Genomic DNA, 18,712 nt, shown 5'->3' with positions numbered 1-18,712 from the left:
GGACATCGGCCGCGCGATCAGCTCCCGCAGGGGCCGCAAGCACCCCGTTGAATCCCCAGGATGGGTTCGATATAAAGTTCCTGTTTTGTTCCTGCGTTGATTGAGGGAAGCACAGCCGGTCGAGATGTCGCCCACACTGGTCTGGCCGGCTGGGCGGCTGAGCTTCGCATCCCACGGGTCGAAAGAATGGTTAGGAAACTCTGTGGTAGAGAGGAAACGGTGGCGCTTTTGGCCTGATTCCGATAGCGTTGGCGAAGCAAGCGAGAGCCAAAAGCATCTGAGCAGGCAACAGTATAGCGAGGCCCAACCAAAGAAAGGAGGCGAGCATGTCGACTAAGCAAATTCTCGCACTCCTGAACTCGCATATCGACGGGGATGAGGACCAGCTCCTGTCGATCGCCTTGCAGATCGCCGCTCAGGAAGCTCGCCAGGGCCGTGCGGATGACGCTGAGAAGCTGAAACGGCTTGTCCAGAAGGCACGTGATCAGCGAGGGACCGGCAAACCTGCCGGCGGACAGACCCCGATCCCGCTCGCCCGGCCGCGCGGCGAATTGCAGGGCCTCGTCGAGAGCGCCTATCCCAAGGTTGCGCTCTCGAGCATGGTGCTCTCCGATGAAATTGCCAAGCGGCTGGGCCGTGTCGTCCGCCAGCAGCAGGAGCGTGCGACCCTGCGTGAGCACGGACAGACCCCCGCCACGCACATGCTCCTTGTTGGCCCGCCCGGAACGGGCAAGACGATGACGGCCTCGGCCTTGGCCGGCGAACTGCGGCTGCCGCTGTTCACGGTCCGGCTCGAATCGCTGTTCAGCCGGTTTTTCGGCGAGACCGCCGGCAAGCTGCGCTTGCTCTTCGACCAGATTGCGCAGACCCGCGGCGTCTATCTACTTGATGAGTTCGACGCGATCGGCTCTCGCCGAGGCCACCCGAACGATGTCGGCGAAATACGACGGGTTCTGAATTCGGTGCTGGCCTTCATGGAGGAGCCGAATTCAACCGACAGTCTCGTGCTGGCCGCGACCAATCATGTCGAGATCCTGGACGAAGCTCTGGCGCGTCGTTTCGACGAAGTGGTCGAATATACATTGCCAGACGCGACGTCAGCGCGGGCCATCGTTGAACGTCGGCTTGGCAAGTTCAAGTTCGCGTCGACGGTATGGCCCGGCATTGAAAGCGTGCTCGAAGGCCTGAGCCAGGGCGAGTTGGTCCGCGCGGCCGATGCCGTCGTCAAGGACGCCATCCTGGAAGGCGCCTCGAAGGTATCGCCCGATGCCTTGCGTGACGCGCTCCAAAATCGACAGACTTTGAAGGGCAAGTTCCGTCGCCAACCCGGCCGTTAGGCAGGCTCCGCCGAACGGATCGAACGGAACGCGAATGAAGAAGTAGGAGCCTATGGCAGAGCCCGATAATTTCGACACGAGAGACCGCGCGCATATCTCGATCGACGTCTTTCGTGAGACCGCGGCCTATACCTTTCCCTCACGCAATCAGGAACGCAAACCCCTCCGGGGAGACTATACGGCGCATGCGACGCAGCTCCTCGACCAGCTCGCAGCGGCGCTGGGGACGGTTCCGGCTGCCGCTGCCGACCCGCGCCTGCCCATACAGGGGCTGAAATCCGGTACTGTCGTGGAGGTCACGACGCTGCCGCCAGCGGAAGACTCCCGGATCAAGGCCGTGAAGGTGCCCGCGGCGCTGGAGTTTCCTACACAGGACGTTGTGATCTTGCGATCGGAGCGCAACGAGGACCGCACCGAAAGCGCCTTGGTGTTCGTGCCGGATGATGCCCGCGCCTTCCTGCGCAATCGCATCGCTGACTATGGACGCGATCCCGGCAATCAGAGACGCCCCGATGCCGAGCGGTTCGAGGTGATCGAGGAAGTCAGGGCTGCAGAAGCCGTATCGCTGTTCACCGGCGAGGTGGATCTGGCTGCGCCCGACATCCTATGGTGGGAGCTCTGGGTTCGCCAGCCGGTCGCACTAGCGGATCGCCTGGTGGCGGCGGCCCGCAATGCGAACATCGATGTGCACGGCGATCGCCTGATCTTTCCCGACACGACGGTTGTCTTCATTCACGCGGTTGCTGCGGCGGTGGCAGCGTTCGCGGCGCGCGTGCCAGGCGCCATCACCGAAATTCGCCGCGCGACGGGAACGATCGAGCCTTTCCTCGACCGTGGGGAGACCGGTCTTGGACAGCATGACTGGGTGGAAGAGCTGGCGCAGCGCGTGAGCCCGCCGTCTCCTGACGCTCCCGTGGTCTGTACGCTCGACACTGGCGTGATGGCGGCTCATCCGTTGATTGCGCCCGGCCTGCGCGGCGCTTGGGCTTACGATCCCGCCTGGGGTGCGGACGATCACCAGCCGCATGGCGGTCACGGCACGCCGCTTGCGGGGCTCGTACTCTACGGCGACCTGGAACCGTTGATGAACGATGAGCGTCCTGTCGAACTCACCCATGGCGCCGAATCCATGAAGCTGCTGCCGCCCGGCGGGTTTCCGCCAACAAAGCCGCCCAGCTACGGCGTGGTGACCCAAGGCGCTGTCAGTTCGGTCGAGATCGAGCGGCCCAATGTGATGCGGAGCTTTTGCATCGCCACGTCCGCCACCGATTTTCCTCCAAGCCGGCCATCGACCTGGAGCGGTGCGATCGACCAGATCGCGGCGGGTGCAATGCCGGGCGAGGCTGATGACGCCGTCCCGGCGGCCGAGCGACCCAAGCGGCTGATCGTCGTCGCCACGGGGAACGTCTCCGGCGGCATGGCGGTGGACGTCCTTCCCTCGCAGCCTCTGGAAGACCCATCACAGAGCTGGAACGCCCTGACCATTGGCGGCTTCACCCGCAAGGAGCAGCCGCCGGCACCGCCGCCTGTGTTGCAGGCCGCGGTCCCGGCCAATCACCGCAGCCCCTTCAGTCGTGGCTCTCAGTCGCTGCCGGACGACCTGACGCCCATCAAGCCGGAAGTGTTGTTCGAGGCCGGCAACATGATGTCGGACGCGACCGGCTTCTGCGGCTGGGACCCGGCCGTCTCCCTCCTGTCGGCTGGCTCCGATGTCGCGGCTGAACCGCTTGTCCCGTTCTGGGCGACGAGCGCTGCCGCTGGGATGGCCGGAAACTTCATCGGCCGCCTGCAAGCGGCTCGGCCGGACCTGTGGGCTGAGACCCATCGCGCACTAACCGTGGATTCTGCCCGATGGCCCGAACCGATCCGGAAGAAGTTCATCGGCACCGGAGCCCACTGGAAGACCGGGAAGGCGGCTACCAAAGGCAAGAAGCAGGAGATGCTTCGCGAGTTCGGATACGGCGTGCCGGACATCGAGCGAGCGATCCTGTCGGCGCGCAACGACGCCACGCTCGTCGCCCAGGCCGAGATTCAGCCCTTCGCGATCGGTGCGGACGGCCGGACGGGCGTGTTCAACGAGATGCATTTCTACGATCTGCCTTGGCCGAAAGCAGCGTTGGAGAAGCTCGAAAACGAGATTGTCACGATGAAGGTGACCTTGTCGTATTTCATCGAGCCGAACTTGGCGGGCAAGGCGGCGACCCGACCGGACACCTATCGTTCTTTCGGGCTGCGGTTTGACATGAAGAAGCGCACCGAGACGGCAGCGCGCTTCCGTAGCCGGATTTCCGCGAGCCAGGCCAAGGACGGCACTGAAGCCGATGGCGAAGCCAGTTGCTGGCTTCTAGGGCCAAAAGCTATCCAGGCAGGATCGCTGCATTGCGACCTGTGGCGCGGCAGGGCGATCGAACTGGCGGGGCACGACGCTATCGCGGTCTATCCCGTCGGCGGATGGTGGAAGTCGCACGTCGGCCAAAAGCGGGTGGCTGATAAAGCGCGGTACGCTCTGGTCATTTCAATCTCCGCGCCCGGTCAAGATGTTGATCTCTACAGTGAGATCAGTACGCTTGTTGAGAACAAGGAGATCGAGGTACTACTCGGCTAGCGCGTGAATTCAGAATAGCAACGGGGGATTGCCGTGCGGATTTCGCGCGTAAAGATAAGCAACTTCGCGAACTTCTCGGAGATCGACCTCGAGACCGGCGAGAACATCGTTATCGTCGGTGAGAACAAAGTCGGCAAGAGCAATTTCATCCGCGCACTGCAACTGATTCTCGACCCGGGCTTGTCGGAGCGTGACCGGCAGCTCGGCCTGGAGCACTTCTGGGATGGGTTAGGCGAGGACAAGCTCGGGGAAACGGTTGAGATCGCCGTCGAGCTGACCGACTTCACCGATGATCCGCGGTTGATGGCGCATCTGAATGACTGCGTGGTCGATCCCGGGCCGCCGATGGTCGCGCGGCTTACGTACCGCTTTCAGCCGAAGGCCACTCTCGCACGAGATCCGGAGAGCCTAGCCGACTATGAGTACATCATCTTTGGCGGTGATGACCCCGAGATGTCGATCGGGCCGTCGCTCCGGCGGATGCTGCCGCTCGACGTGCAGGTTGCGCTGCGCGATGCCGAGAAGGATCTGGCGAGCTGGCGCAACTCGCCGCTAAGACCATTGATCGAGGAGCTTTCGACCTCCCTGGACGCGGATGCTCGCGCGGAAATTCAGGATCAGGTGAACGAGGCGCAAGCCGAGTTGGAGGGCCATGCCGAAGTGGTCGCCACGGCAGAGCGGATCAGCGAGCGGCTGATCGCCATCGCGGGCGAGCAACATGCGGTTCCGCTGACCCTCGGTCTTTCGCCGACGCGGGTCGACGCCTTGCTGCGCAGCCTGCGCCTCCTGATCGACAATGGCGCGCGTGGGATTGCCGACGCCAGTCTCGGCACAGCCAATCTGATCTTCATGGCGCTGAAGAGTCTCGAACTCGATCGGCTCGTAACGGACGGTGAACGTGACCACACTTTCTTCGTCGTCGAAGAGCCGGAGGCGCACCTGCATCCACACGTCCAGCGTCTTGTCTATCGTTACTTCCTTGGCACGGGTGCAGACGAGGAGGAGGATGCGCCGCCACTGACGACGATCCTCACGACGCATTCGCCCCACATCGCCAGCGTCGCGCCGATCCGCTCGATCGTCCTGCTCCGCCATGACGCGGCGACGAACGCGACGATCGCCGTCTCGACAGCCACGGCGCCATTCACCGAGCGCGACGAGGCGGACCTTCAGCGCTACATCGATGTGAGCCGCGGCGAGATCTTCTTCGCCCGCGGTGTCGTCCTGGTCGAGGGCGACGCGGAGCGCTTCTTGGTGCCGGCCTTTGCCGAGGCGCTGGGCATACCGCTCGACATGCTCGGCATCACGGTCTGTTCGGTCAGCGGCACGAATTTCACGCCTTACGTGAAGCTGCTGGGCCAGCACGGCCTGAACATCCCGCACGTGATCCTGACGGACCGCGACCCCAATGGCGCCAGCCATCCGCGCGTTCGGCGTCGTCTGATCAATGTGCTGCAATTGCGCGAAGAAGGCGTCAGCTACAGGCGGCTCGATGCGGACGCCGTGATCACCCGCGCCGAGCCGTTCGGCTACTTCGTCAACAGCAACACGCTGGAACCCGAGCTGTTTACGGGCGGCCTTGCCGACGCCATGCAGGAGGTGATCGAAGAAGAACTGAGCATCGGCGAGGACACCCGCGACGAGCTGCAAGGGTGGGTGGATGACCCCGACACGCTCGACGAGGATGCGCTGATCGCGCTCATCGAACGGATTGGTAAAGGACGTTTTGCCCAGGCGCTCGCGCGCCACGTCGACGCGGATACCTGTCCAGACTACATCCGGCAGGCGCTCGAGCACATCCGCGATGCCGTTGCGTAGCGTCAGCGCTGCCTATCTCGCCCAGGCGGGAGATCTTGCTGGCAACCCGGGTCAGCAGGCGGCCTATGACTCGACGGGCCACTGTGTCGTGCTGGCAGGTCCGGGCAGCGGCAAAACCAAGACACTGGTGCTGAAGCTCGCGAGGATCATGGCCGAGGACGTGCGCGCGCCGCGTGGTGCGGCTTGCATCACCTATAGTCAGGAATGCGCCCGCGAGCTGACGCGCCGCCTCGAGCGATTGGGCCTCCGCGAGGCATCCAATCTCTTCATCGGCACCGTTCACGGCTTCTGCTTGCGGCATCTCCTCATGCCGTATGGCCGGCTTGCCGACTTGCCGGTGCCTTTCCCGCTGGCGGTCGCCACGACTCGGCAGAGCGATCAGGCCATGAAGCGAGTGGGGGACAGGCTGTTCGGTGTCGGTCATCCAAACAAGACCATGGATCTTGGAAGGCACCGGCGATCGGTTCTCGACCGAAACTCCATTGCTTGGACCAGCGAGGAGGAGCTCGCCGCATGGGCGGAAGGATACGAGGCTGAGCTGCGGCGGATGGGCCTTATCGACTTTGATGACCTTGTCGTCTTCGGACAACGGCTCGTCTCAGAGCACGATTGGGTGCTCCCGCTGCTGCAGGCGAAATTCCCCGTCCTCGCCGTCGACGAGTATCAGGACCTCGGCGTGGCTCTGCACCGCATCGTCAAGCGCGTGGCCTTCGACGGCGGCGTTCGGCTCTTTGCGGTGGGAGATCCCGACCAGTCGATCTACGGCTTCACCGGCGCCGATGGAGCGCTTCTGCAGGAGCTTGCCGAGCGGGACGACGTCGAGCGGGTGCAACTGCAACTCAACTATCGTTCGGCGTCCCGGATCGTCAGCGCCTCCGAGATGGCGCTAGGCGAAGCGCGCGGCTATCAGTCCAACGACCCGGACCGGCAGGCCATTATCGAGTTCACGCAGTGCGCTGACGGTCTCGAAGGGCAGGCCGCGCACGCAATCGAAGAGATCATTCCCGCGGCGCTCGCAGGGAAACCAGGGCGAGCGCTCGGCGATATCGCCATCCTCTATCGCGACTACCGGGCCGGCGACGTGGTGGCGGAAGCGGTGGCCGCCGCGGGCCTCGACTTTGTCCGTGTCGACACCGCCGCGCCTTATCGGAAGGTCGCGCTCACGAGCTGGATCGAAGATTGCGCCGCATGGTGCGCGAGCGGCTGGCGCGAGGCCCGGCCGCAGTTGCGCGGGCTGCTGGATCGTTGGTTGGGATTTCACCGCGCACGGATCCCCGAGGCCCAGGCGCGCGATGAAGCCCAGCGTCTGACGCAGCTTCTCTGGTCGCTTCGCGTGGAGGCGGGCCTCGCTCGGGATTTCGTGGCGGCGCTTCGGGCCGGGATGCTTGACGCACTGATGGCTGGCGAGCCCAGCCTTGCCGACCAGCGCGAGCAGGTGGATCGGATGACCGCAGCCCTCGCTGGCGGAGGCGCGCTTGCCGATCTCGATTTGGCCAGTCTCGGCGGGCGAGATGGCTCGCCATTGCACCTCAATCTCCTGACGCTTCACTCCGCAAAGGGGTGCGAATATGACGTCGTCATTATGGTCGGTCTCGACCTCGGAGGATTGCCATGGCGCAATGAACTGCCCGCTGCTCGCCGCGAGAGCCGCCGGCTCTTCTACGTCGGTCTCACGCGCGCTCGAGATGAGATCCACATGCTTTATTCAGGCTACATCGATACCGCCCGCGGGAGGATGCATTGGGGGCGCTCTCCGTTCCTCAACGAGCTCGAAGCGCGCATGGAGGAGGCGGAAGACGAGTAACCTATGATGTCATTCCGTGAAGCCCAGGCGATCGAGGACCTGGCAGACCTCCTCTACGATTTCCTTCCCGGGAGCGGAAACAACAGGACCGCATTTCCGCTTGCCGCCGCACAGGCTGGCGTCGGCGACCTATGGGTCCCGGGCAGCAAGCGACCTGCCATTGTGCAACTCCTGACCGCGACGCTGGAACAGCGCAGGTCGTCCTTTACGAAACTGATCGTGGCGATCGTTCGCCAAGCGATGACCTACCGCAGGGGAAAGGGGAATCCTCTCAGCCGTGAAGAGATTGATCGGCTAAACAGCCTTCTTCCCGGCGTGCAGTTTAAGATTCCTGAGCTGCTCGATCCGAGCTTCCTGAACAGCTTCGGCGCGCCGAAGGTGGCAGAGCCAGCGCCGCAGGCGTCGGCGGCGATGGGCGCCGAGAAGGCGCAAGAGCTCGCGGCGCTCCTCATTGAAATCACCAAGCTCGATCCCCAGACGCGTGGCCTGCGTTTCGAGGGCTTTCTCAATGAGCTGTTCGCCGGATTCGGGTTGGCGCCGCGGGGCTCTTTTCGACTTGTCGGCGAGCAGATCGACGGGAGCTTTAAGCTGCACGGTCAGACCTGCCTGGTTGAAGCAAAATGGCATGGGCCCCAAATCGGCTTTGCTGACCTGATGACCTTTTCGGGCAAGGTCAGTGGGAAGGCGTCCTGGTCGCGCGGCCTATTCGTTAGCAATTCCGGCTTTACGGCCGAGGGGCTGGAGGCGTTCTCGCGTGGACGCCAGACTAATCTCATATGCGCTGACGGGCTCGACCTCTACGAGGTGCTTTCGCACAAGGTCTCACTCATCACGGTTTTGGAAGCCAAGGAGCGCCGTGCGGCCGAGACGAACCGCGCGTTCGTCGCCGTGCGGGACCTAAATCTTTCAGGGTGATTGGGCCGCGATGACGGTATAGGCAAGAACGAGCGGCCGCTCGCACATCGTAGTGTAGGGTACAGGCGGCGGGACCGGTCTGACGGCTGTTCGGCGACGCTTCTAAGCCGTGTCCGGCGATAGATGGCGGAAGGCGCGTTTTGCGAAAACCGTCGGAAAAGCCAATGATTTCAAAAGCGCGAGTTTTTGACGGGTTGGCTGACGGTATAGCGAGCCGCGAAGAATATTTTGACAAGTGATTTCAAATGGTTATCCTGCTAGGAAATAATCGAGTGGGAATAAGGTGACCGGGGCAAATCCAGCGAAGGCGCCGCCCCGTCCCATTTCGGGCTAATTCAACGAAACCTGGCAGGGTGACACTGCGTTTACCCTGCCAAGACCGTTGAGAGGAGCCAGCCGATGGCATCCGATGTTGATCCGAAACCTATGACGCGGGCCGCCGCGATTCTTTACGCCATCGGTTTCCCACTCGGCCTGATCACCCTCGCCTTTCTGCCTGTGGGCCGGTTGGACTGGCTTCCGGGCTGGATATTCATCGCGATCCTCGTCCTGGCCTTCGGTCTTTCCGGGCTTGTGCTTGCGCGGCTGAACCCAGTCATCTTCCGCGCCCGCAGCCGGTTTCAGCCTGGAACCAAAAAATGGGACCTGATCCTCGTGACCGCGATCCTTCTGGCTTTTGCCGCCGAAATTCCGGTTGCGACATTCGATGCCGGTCGGATGGAATGGTCCGTTGTGCCGCTATGGGTCATTTACGCCGGCTATCTCCTGCTCCTCGGCGGCATCGCCGTTACGGCCTGGGCGCAGGCGGTCAATCCGTTCTTCGAGCCGGGCGTTCGCATTCAGGCGGAGCGCGGACAACGGGTGATTACGTCCGGGCCATATGGCATCGTGCGTCACCCCGGCTACATGGCGGCAATCGCCATATTCGTCGGCATACCGCTTGCATTGGCTTCGTGGGCGGCTCTGTTCCCTGCCCTATTGGCTATCACCCTGCTGATCCTGCGCACCGCATGGGAAGATCATTTGCTCCGGGCCGAATTGCCGGGATATACTGATTACGCCAATAAAAAGCGCTATCGGCTGTTCCCCGGCATTTGGTAAGCGCAAATCGCGCTTGTTCTTCTTTTGTTCTTTTAAATTCTTTCTGCGATGATACTATCGCGGTCTTGGCAAAGGCCGTGGAGCGTCGTCATGGGTTTCGAGTTGGCGGATAAAGGAGGTTTAAGGCAGCTTTTCTTCGAAGGGTGGGAGCCTGAGAAAATATCGCGCTTCAATCCGCGATCTAGCAGCAAGCTTTTGATCGTGACGAAACCGCCGGCGGCTCTGGCGGAGCGAATTTTTGCCGACGCCTCGTGCCATGCCGCGGGGCGGACGAAGCGTGAGGCCCATCCGCCGGAGCTTTTGCATATAAGCCTGCTCTGTATCGGAGGTTTCGAGACCGTGCCTCATGGGCTGGTAAACCGGCTGAAGGCGGCATTGGGGGAAATCAGGGCGCGGCCCGTTCCCATCACATTCGATGGGACATCGCTTTTCGGCAATCGCAACAGTCTGGCGCTACATAGCAACCATGAGATGCCGGAGCTCAACGCTCTGGTAAAAATGGTGCAGCGCGCCCTTAGGCGGGCAAATCTTCCCTATATCGCCGCATCGTCCTTCACGCCGCATCTCACCGTGATTTACGGCTGCGGGAAGATCGAACCGATGCCGGCTGGTAAGCCCTATAGCTGGCTGGCCTGCAATTTCGAACTCGTTTTCAGCCATCATGGCGAAACGCGGCACGAGGCTCTCGGACGCTTTGCGCTTTCACCGAAAGCGGATCGCTATGAACGGCCTGAAAGCCAGTTACATCTGCCGGAAAAAGTGATCGGTCACGCGAAGAGGGCGAAGCAAGGGGTGGCGCGACGATGAGGCGCCCGAGAGGGCATGCCGAGCTCGACACCGGGATTGTTTTGCATCTGCAGTTAAAAGTGCAAACGATACGTCGTTGTGCGAACACAGGAACGCTTCTCGAGTAGTATCACCACGCCTGTGGAAAACGAATCTCGTTTTCGGTTCCGGGCGCAAGCGAGGCGATATCGCCTCGCAACGGATCATGCCAGCTTAGAGCTGTACCTTGTCGAAAGCCTTGCCGTCGATGCCGAGGGCTTCGAGATCGGCGCGGGCGGGCTTGCGATGTGCGCGAACAGCGGCCGAAACCGAGAGCGCTGCACCGAGAACGGCGAAAGTTTCACCGAAGAAGTTACGCGATGTCTTTGCAACCTGACGCATTTTTCTCTCCATCTTTGATGCCCAGATAATGGGTATTTTCGCCCTTCTCTACAACTCATGATGTAGCAGGGAAGCCATGCAGCTTTGCTCGCGCTCGTTTGGATATCAGCCATTACGATTTTGCATGGCTTAGACGCCACTCCCCCAAAGGACGCAGGACGCTTCAGCGGGCGGGTTGAATAAGGCGGATATTTTGTTATGCCGGAGAGCTTGAAGACAACGAGGCTGGCAGCATGACGATCACCATTTACGGCATCAAGAACTGCGACACGATGAAGAAGGCCAGAAGCTGGCTGGAGGCCAACGGCGTCGACTATTCTTTCCATGATTATAAGGCGGCCGGCATCGACCGCGCCCATCTGGAAACATGGTGCGATGCCGCAGGCTGGGAAACGGTTCTCAACCGCGCCGGCACCACCTTCAAAAAGCTGGATGACGGCCAGAAGGCCGATCTTACCCGTGAGAAGGCCATCGGGTTGATGCTGGAGCAGCCTTCCATGATCAAGCGCCCCGTGCTGGAAGCGAAGGACAGGATAACCGTCGGCTTCAAACCGGAAGCCTACCAGACCCTGTTTGCCTGAGCGCGGCCCGTCATGTCCAAAACAACCCGCGCCACCCAGATGTTGACCAGGGCCGGCGTTGCCTTCACCACCGTCACCTATGACTACGATCCGAATGCCGACCGCATCGGCCTCCAGGCGGCCGAGGCGATCGGTGAGCCGCCGCATCTGGTGCTGAAAACGCTGATGGCGGAGCTGGACGGCAAGCCGGTCTGCGTCGTCGTCCCTTCGGACCGTGAGGTCAGCATGAAGAAGCTGGCCGCTGCTTTCGGGGGCAAATCCGCCAGCATGATGAGACCTGCCGATGCGGAACGGGCCACCGGTTACCATGTCGGCGGCATCAGCCCCTTCGGGCAGAAGAAACAGGTGCCGACAGCCATCGAGGCCGGAGCCATGGCGCATGATTATGTCTACATGAATGGTGGGCAGCGCGGTTTGCAGGTGCGGCTTTCGCCGCACGACGCCCAGACGGCGCTGAAGGCCATTGCCGCGCCGTTGGTCGCCGATTGAAGCTTTCCGACTGCCTTTGAAAGCATTTGGCTTTCGGGAGGAATGGGCTATGGTCGGCGCCTCCTATTGAAATAGACGAAGGCAGATCATGACCGCTTCTCCCATCGATCCCGTCAAACTCGAAAAACTCGCCGAAGTCGCCGTCAAGGTCGGCCTGCAATTGCAGAAGGATCAGGATCTGGTGATTACCGCGCCGCTGGCGGCCCTGCCGCTGGTGCGGCTTTTGACCAAGCATGCCTATATGGCAGGCGGTGGCCTGGTCACCACCTTCTATTCCGACGAGGAAACCACGCTCGCCCGCTATCGCCATGCCAGCGATGCGAATTTCGACCGGGCTTCCGGCTGGCTCTATGAGGGCATGGCGAAGGCCTATGCCAATGGCGCGGCGCGGCTGGCGATTGCCGGCGACAACCCCATGCTGCTGGCCGAAGAGGACCCAGCCAAGGTGGCGCGCGCCAACAAGGCCAATTCCACCGCCTACAAGCCGGCGCTGGAGAAGATTTCCAACTTCGACATCAACTGGAACATCATCTCCTATCCGAACCCCTCCTGGGCAAAGCAGGTCTTCCCCGATCTCCCGGAGGCCGAGGCGGTCCGCAAGCTTGCCGATGCCATCTTCGCCGCCTCGCGGGTGGATGTTGCCGATCCGGTGGCGGCATGGGCGCAGCACAATGCCAGTCTCGCCAAGCGCTCGGCATGGCTGAACGGGGAGCGCTTCTCCGCGCTGCATTTCACCGGCCCCGGCACGGATGTGAAGATCGGCCTGGCGGACGGCCATGAATGGCACGGTGGCGCCTCCACCGCCAAGAACGGCGTGACCTGCAATCCGAATATCCCGACGGAAGAGGTCTTCACCACGCCGCACGCCCTGCGTGTCGATGGCTACGTCTCCAGCACCAAACCGCTCTCGCATCAGGGAACGCTGATCGATAATATCCAGGTGAAGTTCGAAGGCGGACGCATTGTCGAAGCCAAGGCTTCCAAGGGCGAAGCAGTGCTGAACAAGGTACTCGATACCGATGAGGGCGCGCGGCGTCTGGGCGAAGTGGCGCTGGTGCCGCATTCCTCACCGATCTCGGCAAGCGGCATCCTGTTCTACAACACGCTGTTCGACGAAAATGCCTCCTGCCACATTGCGCTCGGCCAATGCTATTCGAAATGCTTCCTCGATGGCGCATCGCTATCGCAGGAGCAAATCAAGGCGCAGGGCGGCAATTCCAGCCTGATCCATATCGACTGGATGATCGGCTCCGACAAGGTGGACATCGACGGCGTGAAGCCGGACGGCTCCACGGTTCCGGTGATGCGCCAGGGCGAATGGGCATGACGGCGGCGCGCTTACCGCAGCGACTGGCTGCGCTGGCTGAGCCAGATGCTGAAGAGCACCGCAACGAACCCGATAATCTGCGCTGGCGTGAGGCTCTGGCCAAGCGCCAGCCAGCCGAGCAGGGTCGCAACGACAGGGCTTAGAAAACCGAGTGATGCCGCTGCGGAAGGTTCGATGCGGGCAAGCCCGCGAAACCACAGAAAATAGGTCAAGGCAGCGCCGATAAGCCCCAGATAGGCCATGCCGAGAATATTGGCCGCCGTCGGCGTCGGCAGGGCCGGCTCCAGAAAATAGGCGACCGGCAGCAGAAGAATACCGCCGGCCGTCAACTGCCAGGCGGTGAAGGTGAGGTTCGAGACCGGTGGCCGCCACTTGCGTGTCAGCACCGTTCCAAAGGCCATGGAGACGGCGCCGGCAAGACCCGCAGCCACGCCGATACCATCCAGCGCAGCACCCGGCGCCAGAACCAGAAGCGCGACACCGACAATACCCAGAAATCCGGCCGCGATGGCCAGAGGCCGCACCGGCGCGTCGAGAAACAGCCGGGAAAGGCCGATCACGATCAGCGGCTGAACCGCGCCTACCGTTGCGGCGACACCGCCCGGCAGCCGATAGGCTGAAACGAAAAGCATCGCCCAGAAAAACGAGAAATTCAGCGCGCCGAGAATGAAGCTGCGCGGCCACCAGATGCCTTGCGGCAGCTTTCTGACGAAGAGCAACAGCAAGATGCCCGCCGGCAATGCCCGCAGCATGGCGACATGAAAGGGATAACCCTGCGGCAGGAATTCGGTCGTGACGAAATAGGTGGTTCCCCAGATGGCGGGAGCAAGTGCGGTCACCAGCACATCGGCGGCGTAGGTCGTATTTTTCTTCATTTCAAGAATCTCTATATCAAGATAAATCCAATGTAGTCGATTTTATCTTGACGTCAAGATATCAATTGTTATGCCTTGGTGATGAGCAAAGAACCGCCGGACCACGTCGATCACATTCTCGCGCAATGGCACAGGGAGCGGCCCGATCTAGATGTCGGCCCGATGGGCCTGCTCGGCCGCTTGAACCGGCTCAGCACCCATCTCGGCCGCGAGGTGGAGGCCGTGCTGCTGAAGCATGGGCTTTCCTCCTCCGCTTTCGATGTGCTGGCGACACTGCGGCGCTCCGGCCCGCCCTACCGGCTTTCCCCCGGCGATCTGCTGGCCATGACCATGGTGAGTTCCGGCACCATGACCAACCGCATCGACCAGCTCGAAAAGGCGGGGCTGGCGGAGCGCGTTCATAATCCGCAAGACCGGCGCAGCGTGCTGATATCGCTGACGGAACGCGGCTTTGCCGTTGTCGAGGATGCCGCGGGCGCTCATGTCGAAAACCAGCACCGGCTGGTTGCCCATCTCAGCGAAGAAGAGCGTGCGACGCTGAACCGGCTGCTGAAGCGGTTCCTGCAGGATTTCGAAAAATAGACGCGCCAGTCACGGGCGAACCCACAATCGCTTCACCGATAGCGCTTGTTTCGACGCAAAAAATCCTGTAAGCAATTTTCCATAAACCTGTACTACAGGTTGGAGGAAAAATGTATAACGCCATTTCCCATGAAACCGGTCTCGTCAGCAGCACCATTGGCGCGATCACCCGCCACATCCGCGAGAACGAACTTGCGCCCGGGGCGAAACTGCCGAGCGAACTTTCGCTCTCGCAGCAACTCGGCGTCTCGCGCACCGTGGTTCGCGAGGCTTTCCGATCGCTATCAGCCATGCGGCTGATCGATGTCAGCGCCGGCAAACGCGCCACGGTGGCGACGCTGGATCATGGTGCGATGTCGTTGATGTTCGAACATGGCATTCACACCGAGCAGATCAACATCCAGCAGATTTATGACGTGCGCCGCACCATCGAAGTCAGAACCGTGACGCTCGCGGCGCTGCGGAGAACAGATGCTGAAGCGCTCACCATTCTCGACCACGCCAATAATATGGAGCGGGATTTCGGCGACAATGACAAGGTGATGGAACACGACCTTGCCTTTCACCTTGCTGTTGCCAGAGCCTCCAAGAACCCGGTTTTCGAACTCATTCTCGGTGCTTTCCAGAATGTGACGCGCCAGACCTGGCCCATCGGCTGGAAGAGCCGCACATCCGACGCGCAGCGCCACGCCGCTGGCGAGCTTCACATCGCCATCGGACAGGCCATAGCCGCGGGCGATCCGCAAACGGCCTCAACGCTGATGGCCCGGCATTTCGATGAAAGCGTGCATGCGCTTCTGGCCGCCGGCATCGCCTGATTTTTTCAACGCAGTTCCAGACGGAACACGACCTGCCTCTGGAGGAGACACTTCATGAAAATTACGAAACTCGAGACCGTCCGCGTGGCGGAGCGGGCAAACCTGCTCTGGGTTCTGGTCCATACCGATGAGGGCATCACCGGGCTCGGCGAAACCTTCTATGGCGCCGAGACGGTGGAAACCTATGTGCATGAATATATCGCACCCCGCGTGATCGGCCGCGATCCGCTGCAGATCGACCTTCTGGCGCAGGATCTCGTCGGTTATCTCGGTTTCCGTTCATCGGGTGCGGAAGTGCGCGGCAATTCCGCCTTCGATATCGCGCTGTGGGATATTTTCGGCAAGGCAACCAACCAGCCTATCGCCCAGTTGCTCGGCGGTTTCAGCCGCAAGGAAATCCGTACCTACAATACCTGTGCGGGCACGGAATATATCAAGAAGGCGACCGGGCAGCAGACGGCCAATTATGGCCTCTCCGGCGGCAAGGACTATGACGACCTGAACGGCTTCCTGCACCGGGCCGACGAGCTTGCCCATTCGCTGCTGGAAGACGGCATCACGGCCATGAAGATCTGGCCCTTCGATGCGGCGGCGGAAAAGACGCGCGGGCAATATATCTCGATGCCGGACCTGAAAAGTGCGCTCGAGCCATTTGAGAAAATCCGCAAGGCCGTGGGCGACAAGATGGACATCATGGTGGAGTTTCATTCCATGTGGCAGCTTCTGCCCGCCATGCAGATCGCCAAGGCACTGACGCCATACCAGACGTTCTGGCATGAAGACCCGATCAAGATGGATAGCCTTTCCAGCCTGACGCGTTATGCCGCCGTGTCGCCCGCCCCCATTTCCGCATCGGAAACGCTGGGCTCCCGCTGGGCCTTCCGCGATCTGCTGGAAACGGGTGCGGCCGGCGTGGTGATGCTTGACATCAGCTGGTGCGGCGGCCTTTCGGAAGCGCGCAAGATCGCCTCGATGGCGGAAGCCTGGCATCTGCCGGTCGCGCCGCATGATTGCACGGGCCCGGTGGTCCTCTGCGCCTCCACGCATCTGTCGCTCAATGCGCCGAATGCCCTGGTGCAGGAAAGCGTGCGCGCCTTCTACAAGACCTGGTATCGCGATCTCGTCACCGCATTGCCGGAAGTGAAAAACGGCATGATCACCGTGCCGCCGGGCGCCGGCCTCGGCATGGAACTACATCCCGATATCGAAAAGAGCTTCACCGTCAGCCGCCGTTTTTCGGATGCGGCGTCGATCTGATCAGAACAGGCTACCCTGATTGCCCGGGCCAGAAGAAGCCGGTTTCACCGGCTTTTTTTTCGGGGTTGTGGCGGCATCCGCGGACGGCGCCCCCTCTCCAGTCGTGATGGCGGAAACGCGACCATCGGCAAATTCCATCGACACTATGGCGCCAGAGGCTATGGCTGCCGCGCGGGTCAATGGCCGGTTCTCCTCATCGCGGATCACGGCATAACCGCGCTTCAGCACATTCTTGTAGGACAGCGATTCCAGAACGCGATTATGCGCGGCAAGGCCCGAACGGGTCTGCGCCATACGGTGCAGCACGGCGGTATCGGCCCGGCGTGTGGCGGTGACGACCCGCTCCTTTTGTCGCTCCAGCTGGCCAAGCAGCCGGGCTGGCAGCGAACGCAAAGCAGAATCGAAGGCATCGATGCGGCCTTTGCCCTGCAGCAGACGGCGCTCCACCAGGGACTCGGCGCGGTGCATACGCTCGGTAATACGCTGCCGATGGTGCTTCAAACCATTCAGCAGGGTCTCCGGCCGGAGCCCCGAAGCGGAACGTTCGAAGGCGCGGCGCTTGTTGAGTGTGGTCAACTCCAGCCCACGGCCAAGACCGCCCGCAGCCTCGTCAAAGCGACGGCGCGGCAGGGCCAGAAGCTGATCGAGCGACGGCAGCGCGCGAACCAGCGCCCGCACGCCCTGGCGGCGATTGTCCATCTGCCGCGATACCGAGCCGGAAAGCCGGGCGGCAAGGCCGGAAAGCTGCGCTTCAAGCTCGGCCCGCACCGGCACCGCCATTTCGGCGGCTCCCGTCGGAGTGGGCGCCCGCATATCGGCGGCATAATCGATCAATGTCGTATCGGTTTCATGCCCTACGGCGGAAATCAGCGGGATTTCACTCTCGGCAGCGGCACGCACGACGATTTCATCGTTGAAGCTCCAGAGGTCCTCCAGACTGCCGCCGCCGCGCGCGACGATCAGCACGTCCGGGCGCGCAATTTCGCCGCCGGGCTGAAGCGCATTGAAGCCGCGAATGGCGTTCGCAACCTCCTCGCCCGACCCCTCGCCCTGCACCTTGACCGGCCACACGACGACATGGACGGGAAAACGATCCGAGATGCGGTGAAGAATATCGCGAATGACCGCGCCCGTGGGCGAGGTAACGACGCCGATGACACGTGGCATGAACGGCAGACGGCGCTTGCGGGCTGCATCGAACAGGCCTTCCGCCGCCAGACGCCGGCGGCGATCCTCCAGGAGCGCCATCAGCGCGCCGGCGCCGGCAGGCTCGAGGCTTTCGATGACGATCTGATATTTCGATGAACCGGGAAAAGTGGTGATCTTGCCGGTGGCGACGACTTCCATACCCTCTTCCGGGCGGAACTTCAGCCGCGAGAACGTGCCCTTCCAGATCACGGCATCGATACGGGCGCGATCATCCTTCAGCGAGAAATAGGCATGGCCGGAAGAATGCGGGCCACGATAGCCGGAAATCTCGCCGCGCACCCGCACCTGCTCGAATGCCGTCTCCACCGTGCGCTTGATGGAACCCGACAGTTCGGACACCGAGAACTCGGCAAGATTGCTCAATGCGGCGTGGGAAAAGATGTCGCTCATGCCCGTTTGTAACCAAAACCCGTCGATTCGGAAATGCCGGCGCCAGAGAACCGGATTTTAACGGCAATGAAACCATATCCTCAACTAACGAGTTAGGAAAACAGGGATTGGAGGAGAAAACAAGGGTTCGTTAGGGAAGGAGACGCTACGTCTTCTCCCAGGCCCGGCAACCAAAGAGGAGGCGGCATCATGATTTTTCTTACCGCCACAGTGCTCGGCGTAACGGCTGTTGCGTTGCGTTCTGTCTTCAGCATCGTTTTCATCTGCATGATGATTATCGCCGCCTATGGTGTCGCAATGGCGCTTTCTGCCGCGGCTGTGCCCCTGATGTCGCTGCTGCTTGCGCTCGCCGGTTATAATTTCGGCGTCGTGGGTGTCGTCATCGGCCTTCTGGTGCTGCAGCGCCCGCGCTCCACACAGCCAACGCTTTAAAAGCC

Annotated in this window: 17 protein-coding genes; 14 read left to right on the top strand and 3 right to left on the bottom strand. The window is 61.7% G+C overall.

Annotated features, from left to right (window positions below; translation table 11 throughout):
• Window positions 1-326: 326 nt before the first annotated feature.
• From N5D22_RS05340 to N5D22_RS05310, 7 genes are all read left to right on the top strand, one after another.
• Window positions 327-1,337 (top strand): ATP-binding protein, encoded by a 1,011-nt coding sequence (locus N5D22_RS05340; protein WP_099503649.1) that lies wholly within the window; start codon window positions 327-329, stop codon window positions 1,335-1,337.
• A gap of 52 nt (window positions 1,338-1,389) precedes the next feature.
• Window positions 1,390-3,942: a S8 family peptidase gene (locus tag N5D22_RS05335; RefSeq protein ID WP_279654730.1), complete on the top strand. Its 2,553-nt coding sequence runs from the start codon at window positions 1,390-1,392 to the stop codon at window positions 3,940-3,942.
• 33 nt (window positions 3,943-3,975) lie between these two features.
• Window positions 3,976-5,760, top strand: a complete 1,785-nt coding sequence (locus tag N5D22_RS05330) for an AAA family ATPase (RefSeq protein ID WP_279654729.1) — start codon at window positions 3,976-3,978, stop codon at window positions 5,758-5,760.
• Entirely contained in the window at window positions 5,747-7,564 is a 1,818-nt protein-coding gene (locus N5D22_RS05325) for an ATP-dependent helicase (RefSeq protein ID WP_279654728.1), read from the top strand. The genes N5D22_RS05330 and N5D22_RS05325 overlap by 14 nt, the downstream gene beginning before the upstream one ends.
• A 3-nt stretch (window positions 7,565-7,567) precedes the next feature.
• On the top strand, window positions 7,568-8,479 hold the full coding sequence (locus N5D22_RS05320) for a restriction endonuclease (RefSeq protein ID WP_279654727.1): 912 nt from the start codon (window positions 7,568-7,570) through the stop codon (window positions 8,477-8,479).
• Window positions 8,480-8,878: 399 nt separating this feature from the next.
• Complete coding sequence (locus tag N5D22_RS05315) at window positions 8,879-9,580, top strand: isoprenylcysteine carboxylmethyltransferase family protein (protein WP_279654726.1); 702 nt, start codon at window positions 8,879-8,881, stop codon at window positions 9,578-9,580.
• A gap of 90 nt (window positions 9,581-9,670) precedes the next feature.
• Window positions 9,671-10,387, top strand: a complete 717-nt coding sequence (locus tag N5D22_RS05310) for a 2'-5' RNA ligase family protein (protein WP_279654725.1) — start codon at window positions 9,671-9,673, stop codon at window positions 10,385-10,387.
• Window positions 10,388-10,579: 192 nt separating this feature from the next.
• Here the strand turns inward: N5D22_RS05310 and N5D22_RS05305 are convergent, their stop codons facing one another.
• Complete coding sequence (locus N5D22_RS05305; protein WP_003503889.1) at window positions 10,580-10,747, bottom strand: hypothetical protein; 168 nt, start codon at window positions 10,745-10,747, stop codon at window positions 10,580-10,582.
• Window positions 10,748-10,980: 233 nt separating this feature from the next.
• On the opposite strand from N5D22_RS05305, the gene N5D22_RS05300 reads away from it, so the two are divergent.
• From N5D22_RS05300 to N5D22_RS05290, 3 genes are all read left to right on the top strand, one after another.
• Window positions 10,981-11,328, top strand: coding sequence for an ArsC family reductase (locus N5D22_RS05300; protein ID WP_279654724.1), 348 nt, complete (start codon window positions 10,981-10,983; stop codon window positions 11,326-11,328).
• Window positions 11,329-11,340: 12 nt separating this feature from the next.
• Window positions 11,341-11,817 (top strand): Cys-tRNA(Pro) deacylase, encoded by a 477-nt coding sequence (ybaK, locus tag N5D22_RS05295; RefSeq protein WP_279654723.1) that lies wholly within the window; start codon window positions 11,341-11,343, stop codon window positions 11,815-11,817.
• A gap of 88 nt (window positions 11,818-11,905) precedes the next feature.
• Window positions 11,906-13,144: an aminopeptidase gene (locus tag N5D22_RS05290; protein WP_279654722.1), complete on the top strand. Its 1,239-nt coding sequence runs from the start codon at window positions 11,906-11,908 to the stop codon at window positions 13,142-13,144.
• A gap of 11 nt (window positions 13,145-13,155) precedes the next feature.
• Here the strand turns inward: N5D22_RS05290 and N5D22_RS05285 are convergent, their stop codons facing one another.
• Complete coding sequence (locus N5D22_RS05285) at window positions 13,156-14,019, bottom strand: EamA family transporter (RefSeq protein WP_279654721.1); 864 nt, start codon at window positions 14,017-14,019, stop codon at window positions 13,156-13,158.
• A gap of 81 nt (window positions 14,020-14,100) precedes the next feature.
• Between N5D22_RS05285 and N5D22_RS05280 the strand changes: the two genes are divergently transcribed.
• From N5D22_RS05280 to N5D22_RS05270, 3 genes are all read left to right on the top strand, one after another.
• Window positions 14,101-14,601, top strand: coding sequence for a MarR family transcriptional regulator (locus N5D22_RS05280; RefSeq protein ID WP_279654720.1), 501 nt, complete (start codon window positions 14,101-14,103; stop codon window positions 14,599-14,601).
• Window positions 14,602-14,711: 110 nt separating this feature from the next.
• A complete protein-coding gene (locus N5D22_RS05275; RefSeq protein WP_003503906.1) occupies window positions 14,712-15,419 on the top strand; it encodes a FadR/GntR family transcriptional regulator in 708 nt (235 codons plus the stop codon).
• A gap of 54 nt (window positions 15,420-15,473) precedes the next feature.
• A complete protein-coding gene (locus N5D22_RS05270; RefSeq protein WP_035219350.1) occupies window positions 15,474-16,676 on the top strand; it encodes a mandelate racemase/muconate lactonizing enzyme family protein in 1,203 nt (400 codons plus the stop codon).
• On the opposite strand, the gene xseA is transcribed toward N5D22_RS05270, so the two are convergent.
• A complete protein-coding gene (xseA, locus tag N5D22_RS05265) occupies window positions 16,677-18,275 on the bottom strand; it encodes an exodeoxyribonuclease VII large subunit (protein ID WP_279654719.1) in 1,599 nt (532 codons plus the stop codon). It lies immediately after the preceding gene.
• A gap of 189 nt (window positions 18,276-18,464) precedes the next feature.
• Between xseA and N5D22_RS05260 the strand changes: the two genes are divergently transcribed.
• Window positions 18,465-18,707: a hypothetical protein gene (locus N5D22_RS05260; RefSeq protein WP_279654718.1), complete on the top strand. Its 243-nt coding sequence runs from the start codon at window positions 18,465-18,467 to the stop codon at window positions 18,705-18,707.
• The last annotated feature ends 5 nt before the right edge of the window (window positions 18,708-18,712 follow it).

The sequence above is a fragment of the Agrobacterium sp. GD03872 genome (assembly GCF_029840625.1).
Classification (GTDB): Bacteria; Pseudomonadota; Alphaproteobacteria; order Rhizobiales; family Rhizobiaceae; genus Agrobacterium; species Agrobacterium fabrum_A.
Note: the sequence above shows the minus strand (reverse complement) of the source record. Positions and strands in the feature narration are given on the sequence as shown.